Here is a 1,523-nt window from a genome sequence, read left to right as displayed (position 1 = left end):
TTTGGTAAAACATTCACACCATCAAAGGTAAGACTTTCCAAGATTTCGCTACTGCCAAAACCTTCAATTTTAAAGTGAAGGGTAATTTGTCTTAAAAAGTCGATTTGTTCTTGGTGTGTGTTGATGAAATTATCGCTTACTTCTGTTCTACGTATGGTACTGCCACGGTTCCAGCCCATGATGATTTGATTGGTGATACCCGAGAGCCAATCGGTGCGCTGTTCATGCCAAAAGTCTGTTGCGGGTTCAAGGGTTACTGTACCAGGAAGGGGTGCAAAATTTTGATAGGGGTTGATCTTTTCGCAAGCGGTTGTCAACTCTTGCGCAATGATCACTTCATTTGTCCAGTCAAGGGTGACAGGGGCTGTAAGATTAGCGGTGTAAAAGGTTGGATCAATGGCGAGCTGTAAAATGCCGTTGCCTACAGCCCCTGTTTGTTGAAAGCCTTCATCTCTGTAACTATCATCAAGAAAAGGGTCTGCAAACATGCCCTTTTTGGCAACAGGTTCTTTAGAGTCAACATTGCTTTTAATACGCTCTAATTGCATCAATCGATCAAGCGAAAGCACCCGTTGAAAATAGCGCCACATCTCATCATAGGGGGCAACACGGGTGCCATCATTAACCACAAGGGGGGTACTAAGCCAATTGTTGGTAATGGTGGCAAGAGAGAGCACCTCATCAGGGACACTGGGTGCCATGGGTTGGTCTGAAGAAATCCCTTTGATATAGACGACATTTCCCCCTGTGTTGAGACCAATACGGTCAATGCGGGGGAGTTTGTAAGTGTAACTGACAATGATATCACCATTCTCAGCACCACCTGATACTGTAATTTCCTGCGCTGTTACCTTATCAGCCGTGATTTTTGCACGATAGCGATAAGTCACCTTATAGCTGCTCCCCGCTAAAGGTTCGTCTCCCACCGGTGCCCAATCAATGGTGTCTCCGGTTTTTTTAAAATCTGTGCCTTCTTTAAATTCCTTGCTTCCTTGAACGATTTTGATAAAAGAGGTGATGCTTTTATCAGGAACCCCATCACGCCCAGCGGCAACAGCACCACGGGTGACGTTAACGGTTTTTTCTTTTGTCAACAAAAGAGACTGAACATCAGCAATAGGAAAATAATAGGGTTTAAAGGTAAAACTTGTTTTCCCTTTTGAAGGCGCAAAAATATGCGTTTCGCTTGGAACAACGCTTGTCGAAAAATCCTCTGGCTCTTCATGGCGCAAAGCCGCTAAGCGTTTGCGTTTGAAACCATTGATATTAGCTTCTCCTTCTTGAATACTAAAGACTTGGCAACCGTTATTTGCTCCCAATGCACTTACTCGGCATCCCCCCACGATATAATGCCCATGGGCGCGGTCGTACGTCGCAATGGCTTGCATGGCCGGTTCAAGGAGTGAGGGCGATTTTTGATCAATCAAAACGCCATCTTGTAAAATATAAACCGGAAAGAAAGTGCCATTCTGCGCATCCTCTTTTAGTGCCCAGACAAGTTTTGCTACTTCACGTGCCGCTCC

General features: G+C 45.1%; 1 protein-coding gene. It reads right to left on the bottom strand.

Annotated features, from left to right (window positions below):
- The coding region (locus tag ACFIJL_RS09360) for a DUF4815 domain-containing protein (RefSeq protein ID WP_375624423.1) at positions 1 to 1,523 on the bottom strand (1,523 nt) is incomplete at both ends.

Origin of the sequence: Bartonella sp. TT119HLJHH (assembly GCF_042193385.1) — a bacterium.
Lineage (GTDB): Bacteria > Pseudomonadota > Alphaproteobacteria > Rhizobiales > Rhizobiaceae > Bartonella.
The sequence above is the reverse complement of the archived record's forward strand: the minus strand, read 5'-3'. Positions and strand labels throughout refer to the sequence as shown.